An 8,347-nucleotide genomic window follows, 5' to 3' on the forward strand; every position below is an offset into this window, starting at 1 on the left:
CGACCCATTTCGACATTGCCGCCGATGCCGTCGGCGGCCCGGGCCAGCGCGTCGGCGGCCGACTGCGGGTCGGGCACCATCCGCGCGTGGGCCGCCTCGGCGAGCGCTTCCGCCGCCGTCGCCTCCGCCGCCCCGGCGAGCTGCAGTGAGACCGCTGCTCGCTCGGCGGCCCCGGCCACCTGCTCGTACCGGCCGTCGGTCCAGTAGGCCCACGCCATGTTGTAAAGGCAGACTCCCTCCGCGCGTGGGTTCTCGATCTGCGACGCCTCGTCGAGCGCCTCGTCGAGTGCGGCCAGTGCTTCTCCCGTCCGCCCCAACGCGATCAAGGCGACGCCCTGGGCGTTGAGGGCGTAGGTGACCGCTTCCTTGCTGCCCGCGTCCCGGTACGCACGCATGGCTCCGTCGCCGGCCGCGATCGCCTCCTCCCAGCGGCCCAGGACCAGCAGGGCGATTGAGCGTGCGTTCCAGGCACGGGCCTCGGTGAGCAGGTCGCCGGATGTGCCGGCGAGTTCGCGCAGTCGGTCGGCACCGGCAAGGGCCGCCGTCCCGTCGCCCAGGTAGCTGTGGGTGAGGCTGAGGCTCAGGATCGCGTGCACCTCACGCTCGGAATCGCCGATCTCGCGAGCCAGCTCCGCGGCCTGGGCCAGCGGGTCCACCGCGGCGTCGAGGCGGCCCAGCTGACGGTAGGCGTCGCCCAGGCCGAACATGGCGTTCTGCAGCGCCTGGAGGTCGCCGATCCGCTCCGCCAGGTCGGCCGCCTCGATGAACAGGTCAGCCGCGTGTGCCATCGGGCCTCCGCTCAGCCGGGCGTGCCCGAAGCCGATGAGATGGGCAAGGCGCGCCCGTTCGTCCGTCAACCGTCCCTCCGTGGTCAGATGCATCGAGATCACGGCGAGCACCGAGCCTTGCCAGATCATCCATTCGCTGATCGCGCCGAGGACCAGTGCGGCATCGTCCATGTCCCCGGCGCGCACACGGTGGTCGAATTCGCGCCGGTACGGCTGTATGTCGTCCAGACTGCGCCACTGCGAGCGGGGCGGGGCGATGCTCGCGTACCAGTCGGCAGCCCGCCGCTCCAGGGACAGCCGTCCCAGCGTGCCATCGCGTGGCATGGCGCCGTACGCGAGGTCGGCGTCCATCGGGTGCAGCGCGAAGGTGCGGCTGGTCCGGTCCACCGACAGCATGCGTATGCGGAGCAGGTGGGACAGGACCGGCGTGACGTCGAGGCCGGGATCGAGGCCGCCCACGATCCACTCGATCGCCTCCCTCAGCACGGGCGTGCGCAGCACCGCGAGGACGTTCAACACGGTGCGGCCTTCGGGGACGAGCCGCTGGTACCGGTCCTGGGCGAGGCTGGCGACCACGTCGCCGCGTTGGGTGAAGTCCTCCAGTACGTCCTGCAGCGTCGGTAGTGTCAGCATGTCGTCGGCCACGACGCCTACCAACAGCTCCAGCGCGCGCGGAACCCCGTGGACGTGGACGGCCGCCTGCAGCAGTTGCTCGTCGGACAGCTGCGCCACACCAAGGCGCCCGTCCTGGTCGAGTTCGCGCAGCAGCGCGATGGAATCGGCGGGCGGCAGCCCGTCGGACAGCTCGACTTCTGCGGCGAAACGGCGCAACTCGGGCGCGAGTCGTAGCGGTATCTGTGACGTGACCAGCAGCCGTGGCGTGGATCTTGCCCGGAAGAGGCAGTCGAGGAAGATCGCGAGTTCGTCGTCGTCGAGTCGGCCGTCGTCCTGAAGCCGGTCCTCAAGGTTGTCCATCAGGATGATGAAGAGCTGGTCCCCCATCGCGGCGAACAGCTCGCCGATCTTGTCCTGTACGGGGCGGTTCGCGGCCCAGATGTCCAGCAGACGCGTCTCGCGATCGGAGCCGAGCAGGCGGGCGCAGTCGAAGTAGAGGCGCTCCAGGGAGATACCTGACGTACGGGTGCTCAGATTCACCAGCCCCGACGGAACCGGAGCCTGGGCGAGGCCCGGCCACTCACCCCGCTCCAGCATCTCCATGACCTTGGCAGCGACCGCGCTCTTGCCTATGCCTCGTCGCCCGGTGACGGTCACCATGCGGATGGCCGGATCCGAGAGGTGGCGGCCGATCGTCTGGCGTACGTCAGTACGGTTCTTGAACAACTCCAGCCCATGCGTGACCGGCAGTCCGATGACCTTCGAACTTGCCCGCGGTGGCGGGGAATCCGCAATGGGCGGCCTGGGACCCACGTCAGGCAGCGCCTGCGGGTCGGCGATCGTCAACAGCTCGGCCAGCTCTCCCCGGTGCGGCTCGCCGACCCGGCGCAGGGTGTGGTCGATGCGGGTCGCTGTCAGCCGGCCCGTCCCTTCCCACCGGTGGTGTTCGGCGACCACCCCGACTATGTGGCGCCCGGCCCATACGGCGGCCCCTGACATCCCCGACCAGGGCGACACCTTGGGGTCGGGGTCGGCGGTCGCTGCCGCAATGGTGATCTCCAGGGTGCCGGTCCTCAGGTTGGACAGCGCCGCCACGGTTCCGTCCGCCTGGTGCAGTTCCCGGAACTGTGTCCCATCGGCGCCGCGGCGCCGCTTCCACAGCGGGAATCCCGCCGCGTGCACACCGATGACGGCATGACGGTCCTCACCGATACGCCCGAACTGTGCGGGCGCGACGGGGGTGGCACCCGGCTGGGCCGCGAAGGTCAGCACAGCCACATCGGTGCCGGTGTCACACCAGGCCACCACCGCCGCCGCGACCCATTGACCCGGTCGGTCGGCATCGAAACGCACCTGCACCCCCGCGGCCTCGGCCACTACATGGAACGCGGTCAGTACGGCCGTGTCGCTGACCCGGTACCCCGACCCGCGCCGTCTGCCACCGGCAGTGGTGGTGACGATGACCTCCGCGATGCGGTGCGGGTCCAGCCCGCCGCTTACTGCCGCCCCGTCAGTACTCACCGGGCAACTCGTCTCCGGAGATCAACGCCATCTGGTCCGGCGTGTCCGTCCGCACCGGCTGTAACGTCAACGTGAGCTTCTGAGTGACCGTGGCTGACCGCTTCGCCGTAGCACCGGCGTCGAACACCCAGAACCTCACCTTCACCCCCGGCTCATGGGTCCGCTCCACTCCCACAGTCAGCTCCAGCTCCACCCGCTCCGCCTTGAACCGCAGGTCGGTGTCCGCACCGGCTGACATCGCCCGGCTCAGCTCCTGGCGCAGCCGCGCGATCATGTCTGCCAACTCGACCGCATCATTCATAAGCAGGGCCCCCAACCGGCTCTTCTGGTCACCTACCACTGACCTGAGCCACATCATCCGCATCAGTCCCCGGCCCGTCCACCCCGGCAATCGGCCTGGTCTCTCACGAGGTGAACCACGGGGTGAACTCGGACAAGTCCTAGTCGCGGCGTTGCAGGATGTAGAGGTCCCAGCTGTCGGGGTCGCCGATGTAGACGAACAGTTTCGGGTGCTCGGGGGTCCCGAATACCTCCCAGTTGTCCATGGGGCAGTCGTCGACGGACACAACCACCTCCTGGGACCGCGGTCCGGCACCCGGGTCGTACTCCCAGGTCCCGGTGCCGCTGCACTTGTGCATCACGGGGTCGAAGACGTCGTCGTCGAACGTCTCGACGCGGGTCGCCATGGCCTTGCCGTTCGCCGTGAGGATGAGCGTGCCGCCTTTCCCGTCGGACCACGTCCCGGCGGCCTGTTCCGTGCTCAGCCGCGGAGGCTCGTATCCGATCCCGGTGTACAGGCCGATGCCGGCGAGCGTGCCGGCGGTGACGACAGCGAGCGTCCCGTACAGCGCCACCCGCCCGAACATCGCGCCACCGGAGAGCCGCGGGCGGTCCGGCAGCAGCAGCCTACGGGCGACCAGCGCCGCGGTGGCGAGCGCCGCCGTCACCGCGAGCCATCCGCCGAGGCCCGCCAAGAGACCGGCCTCCACGTGCACCGCTGCGGCCAGGGCCGGCGACGCAGTTCCGGCTGCCGCCAGCGCCGGGACCCACCACCACGCCTCGTGCCCCGAGAGCCGACGGCCGAGCCATCCGGCCATGGCCAGGAGCGGCATCACCACGCCGACCGACAGCAGGGCGCCGAGGACAGCTGCGGCCGCCGCCACGAACGGCGCCATCACGATCAGGAAGAGGACCCCCATCGTGTTGTAGGGAAGGCCCGGGCTCTCCCGAGTCTGCCCCCATATGACGAGCGCGATCGCCCCGATCAGGGCCTCGACGGACAGCACCGACATCGAAGCCGTCAGCACCGCGCCGAACCTGTCCCTCACGCGCACCTGCGTCCGCACCGGCTCCCGCATTTCTGAACGCATTCAATTCCCCTCCCGTCCCGCATCCTTCTCCATGCGGACGGGCCTCCGTAACTGGGGTCCCCCTGGCGAGCCCCGTCTTGCACCAGAGCTCAGGCCGGGAGCAGTCAGGGCCCCCGGCTTGCCGTAGCACGTAGGCGCCTTGGTGCTCGGTGCGGATCGCCGACCGGTTCGCGCGGTTGAACTCGGCTGCTGCTGCGCGTGGTTCGGCTCGGATCTGTTTGGGGGCGGTGGCGGCGGTGTTGTGCAGCAGCTCGGCGAACGCCGCGCTCTCACTCGTGAATCGGCGTCCTGGCCTTCGGCCGAGTATGCGCCGTACGCGGACATGCTGGTCATGTATCAGTGCAAGCGCGAGACATCGATCCCGAACTCCCCGATCGCCCGCGCCCCGACCGGGCCCGCCATGGTCTCCAGCCGCGGGGCAACCGCGTCCAGCGCCCGGCCACCTACGGCAGGAACCCTTGTACCGCTCGGCAGGAGCATCCCGGATGTCGAGGGGCTTACCGGCCTTCGGCGCGTGACGATCCCCGGGGCGGGTGCCCGGCCGGGCCGCGGGACCGCGGGACGGCTGGCGCGAGGCCCGCGCTGGTAAGGTCGGGTCACGCTTGCAGAGAGCCTGGGCCCGTGCCGGACAAGGCACGGGCCCAGGGCCGTTCAGGGCGCCGAAACGAGGAACCCCCATGAAGGCGAAGCAGCCGGCCTCCGGTCGCTCCGGACCCGGCAGGTCCGACCAGGGGAGGGCCCCGCGGGGCGAGTTCTCGGTGCCGGGGACACTGGCGCCCGGCCTCCCGCCGGCCGGCTCCTTCGCGGAGCTGGAACTGCCGGTCGAGCTGATGGGGGTGCTGGCGGGGCTCGGGATACGGGAGCCGTTCCCGATCCAGGCGGCCACCCTGCCGAGCGCGCTGGCCGGCCGGGATGTCCTCGGCCGCGCGCGGACCGGCTCGGGAAAGACCCTCGCCTTCGGGCTTGCGCTCCTCGCACGTACGGCGGGCCGGCGCGCCGAACCGAAGCGCCCTCTCGCGCTGGTCCTGGTGCCGACAAGGGAACTCGCGCAGCAAGTGAGCGAGGCGCTGGCTCCCTACGCGGAGGCGCTCGGGCTGCGCTCGGTGACTGTGGTCGGCGGGCTGGCGATCGGCCGGCAGGTGGCGGCGCTCCGGGCGGGTGCCGAGGTCGTGGTGGCGACGCCGGGACGGCTGGCCGATCTCGTCGCCCGGCGGGACTGTCACCTGGACCGGGTGCGGATCGCGGTGCTGGACGAGGCGGACCAGATGTGCGACATGGGTTTCCTGCCGCAGGTCTCGGAGACCCTGGACCGGACGCCCCCCGGCGGGCAGCGGATGCTGTTCTCCGCGACGCTCGACCGCAACGTCGATCAACTGGTCAGGCAATATCTGAGTGAGCCGGTGTTCGCCGCGGTCGACCGGGCGGAGGGCTCGGTCGCGACGATGGACCACCACGTACTGAACATCCATCCCGCCGACAAGTACGCGACAGCCACCGAGATCGCGGCCCGGGACGGGCGGGTGCTGATGTTCCTGGACACCAAGCACGGTGTGGACCAGTTCACCCGCCACTTGCGGAGCAGCGGCATACGGGCGGGTGCTCTGCACAGCGGGAAGTCGCAGCCGCAGCGCACGCACACGCTGGCCCAGTTCAAGGACGGCGAGATCACGGTGCTGGTGGCCACCAACGTCGCTGCCCGTGGCATCCACGTCGAGCACCTGGACCTCGTCGTCAACGTGGATCCGCCCTCCGACCCCAAGGACTACCTCCACCGCGGCGGGCGCACCGCGCGTGCCGGGGAGCCCGGCAGCGTAGTCACGCTGGTCACGCCCGGCCAGCGCCGGGACGTGAACCGGATGATGTCGGACGCCGGGATCCGGCCCACGGTCGCTCAGATTCGCTCCGGCGAGGAGAGGCTGACCAGCATCACAGGCGCGAAGCGCCCGCCGGTGCAGGACGGGGCGAAGACCGGCAACGCGGCGTTCCGGGGTCTGGGTACCCGCGCGGGCCGCCCGCCGAAGGAATCCCGCAAGGCCGCGGAGGCGCGCACGATGGCGGAGGCCCGCAAGGCCGCCCGAGCGCGCAGGGCCCACTGACGGGCGGTACGGCCGTCGCGGTCGGGAGACACAAGGAGGCACCCACTGCCTCGCATCGAGTGGAGCGTCAAGGAGTGCCGATGGCAAACAGGGTCCAACAACCCCATGAGGAAGCCGAGTTCGAGTTCATCCTGGCGAGGGTGGACGTGCCGGTGCTCGCGTACTTCCACGGGGTGTGGCCCAAGGCCGCAGCAGCATGCAAGGAAATGGATCCCCTGGTGCGGGAGGTGGCCGACGCCTACGAGGGCCGACTGATCGTCGTGCGGGCCGACATCGCAAGGTGCCCCGGCCCCGTACGGCGGTACGGCGTCACCGGCGCGCCCTCCTTCGTGCTGATCGATCGGGGCGAGGCGATGGCGGCCGGGAGCGGTCCGATGTCCAGGACCGCGCTCGGGGAGTTCCTTGACGCCCACCTGTGAGCAGGCCGCATACCGGCCGGCGAGGTTGCGCCCGCAGCGACCGGCCCGGGCACCATCGTGGCCGCAGATGTCCAGTTCTTCACCGAAAAAGGACGCCATGGTGCGCGCCGACCAGTCCTCGGAGAAGGGGCCCTGATCTACCAGCACTCGACGCTGGGAGCGGCAGAAAGAGGTCGCGGCCCGGCTCGACGCCCGCGTGCGCGCAGAACGCATGATGTGGCCGACGATGCGGCGAGTGGTGCGGAAGTGGCGCGCCGGGCCTGACGCGCGTTGCTGGACTTCATCGGGCGGGGGCGGTCAGGTGGTGCAGGAGTTTGCGTGCCAGGGCGTCCAGGGTGGCCAGCTCTCGGGGCGTGAGGCCGGCCAGCAGGGCGGTGATGTTGGCGGTGTGCTGCGTCATAGCGGCGTCGACGGTGGCGTAGCCCTGTTCGGTGAGGCGGATCTGGAAGCTACGCCGGTCGGCGCGGTCCAGGGCGCGTTCGATCATTCCGGCGGACTCCAGCCGGTCCAGCCGGTTGGTCATCCCTGATCGGGAGAGCATCAGCAGGTCGGACAGGCCTGAAGGGCTGAGCGTGTACGGGGCGCCTGAACGGCGCAGCGCTGCCAGGACGTCGAACTCGCCGCGTTGCAGGCCGAACTTGGTGAACACCCGCTCCTGGGCGGGGCCGAGGAGCAGGTTCACGCGGCCCAGCCGGCCGGCTACCGCGATCGCGGTGAGGTCCAGGTCCGGGCGTTCCCCCTGCCAGGCGGCGACCACGCCGTCCACCGCGTCCTGGGTGGCTGTCGAACTGCTCGCGCGTGTGCGGGGAGCAGCGGTGGGGGTGCGGTCGTGGGTGTCTGCGTCGCTCATGCCCGGATTGTAGTTCGAGGCCAGATACAAGAGCCACCGTATAGTTTGACGCCGTACTATCGGGCGTGTGACCATCACGGCATGAGCGAAACACACCCGCCGGGGGCGCCTGCGGACAAGAAGCCTGGGTTCAGCACCCTGGTGATACACCGGGAGGACGCTGAGTTCCTCGGCGCCGGGTCGGACACCATCGCGCTGCTGGCTGACGCGTCGGCCACCGGTGGCCTGCTGGGAGTCAGTCGTACGACCCTGGGGCATGGCAGGAACGGCGCGACCCCGCACTATCACCGCGGATCGGCCGAGTTGCTCTTCGTCCTGGACGGACGGCTGCAGGTCCTGGCGGGCGAGGAGGTGGTGGAGGTCGAGGCCGGCGGCACCCTCGTAGTCCCGCCACAGACCATCCACGCCTTCGCGGCCCTTCCCGGGGCAGGTGCCGACGTGCTGATCGTGATCACCCCGGGTGTGGAGCGGTTCGCCTACTTCCGCCTGCTGGAACGTGTCCGCCAAGGCCGCGCCGACCCCCAGGATCTGCTGGCCTTCCAAGACCGCTTCGACACCCACTTCGTCGACAGCATCCCCTGGCGGCGGACTCGCGCAGCCGCCTGAACTCACCCCCTTCCCTACCGGCGGCTAGGGCCTCTCGTTTGGATCTTGCCGGGCTCGCGTGCCCGCAGTGACATCAGCCGCT

General features: G+C 70.3%; 7 protein-coding genes. 3 read left to right on the forward strand and 4 right to left on the reverse strand.

Annotation, left to right across the window (positions count from 1 at the left end):
• The 3 genes from GA0115259_RS02980 to GA0115259_RS02990 form a co-directional block, all read right to left on the reverse strand.
• Positions 1–2,924: trypsin-like peptidase domain-containing protein (locus GA0115259_RS02980; protein WP_093590406.1), on the reverse strand; the 2,924-nt coding region annotated here is incomplete at its 3' end.
• Entirely contained in the window at positions 2,914–3,207 is a 294-nt protein-coding gene (locus tag GA0115259_RS02985) for a trypco2 family protein (RefSeq protein ID WP_141716431.1), read from the reverse strand. The genes GA0115259_RS02985 and GA0115259_RS02980, both read right to left, overlap by 11 nt.
• 157 nt (positions 3,208–3,364) lie before the next feature.
• Positions 3,365–4,252, reverse strand: coding sequence for a hypothetical protein (locus GA0115259_RS02990; protein ID WP_141716432.1), 888 nt, complete (start codon positions 4,250–4,252; stop codon positions 3,365–3,367).
• A gap of 719 nt (positions 4,253–4,971) precedes the next feature.
• On the opposite strand from GA0115259_RS02990, the gene GA0115259_RS03000 reads away from it, so the two are divergent.
• Together GA0115259_RS03000 and GA0115259_RS03005 are read left to right on the forward strand one after the other, a co-directional pair.
• Positions 4,972–6,390: a DEAD/DEAH box helicase gene (locus GA0115259_RS03000; protein WP_093590415.1), complete on the forward strand. Its 1,419-nt coding sequence runs from the start codon at positions 4,972–4,974 to the stop codon at positions 6,388–6,390.
• Positions 6,391–6,470: 80 nt separating this feature from the next.
• On the forward strand, positions 6,471–6,809 hold the full coding sequence (locus GA0115259_RS03005; protein WP_093590418.1) for a thioredoxin family protein: 339 nt from the start codon (positions 6,471–6,473) through the stop codon (positions 6,807–6,809).
• Positions 6,810–7,089: 280 nt separating this feature from the next.
• On the opposite strand, the gene GA0115259_RS03010 is transcribed toward GA0115259_RS03005, so the two are convergent.
• Positions 7,090–7,659 carry a MarR family winged helix-turn-helix transcriptional regulator gene (locus tag GA0115259_RS03010; protein ID WP_093590424.1) on the reverse strand — a complete coding sequence of 190 codons (570 nt, stop codon included), beginning with the start codon at positions 7,657–7,659 and terminating at the stop codon, positions 7,090–7,092.
• 81 nt (positions 7,660–7,740) lie between these two features.
• Here GA0115259_RS03010 and GA0115259_RS03015 point away from each other — a divergent pair, with 81 nt between their 5' ends.
• On the forward strand, positions 7,741–8,265 hold the full coding sequence (locus GA0115259_RS03015) for a cupin domain-containing protein (protein WP_093590421.1): 525 nt from the start codon (positions 7,741–7,743) through the stop codon (positions 8,263–8,265).
• Positions 8,266–8,347: the final 82 nt, after the last annotated feature.

The sequence above is a fragment of the Streptomyces sp. MnatMP-M17 genome (assembly GCF_900091995.1).
In the GTDB taxonomy this organism is placed as follows: Bacteria; Actinomycetota; Actinomycetes; order Streptomycetales; family Streptomycetaceae; genus Streptomyces.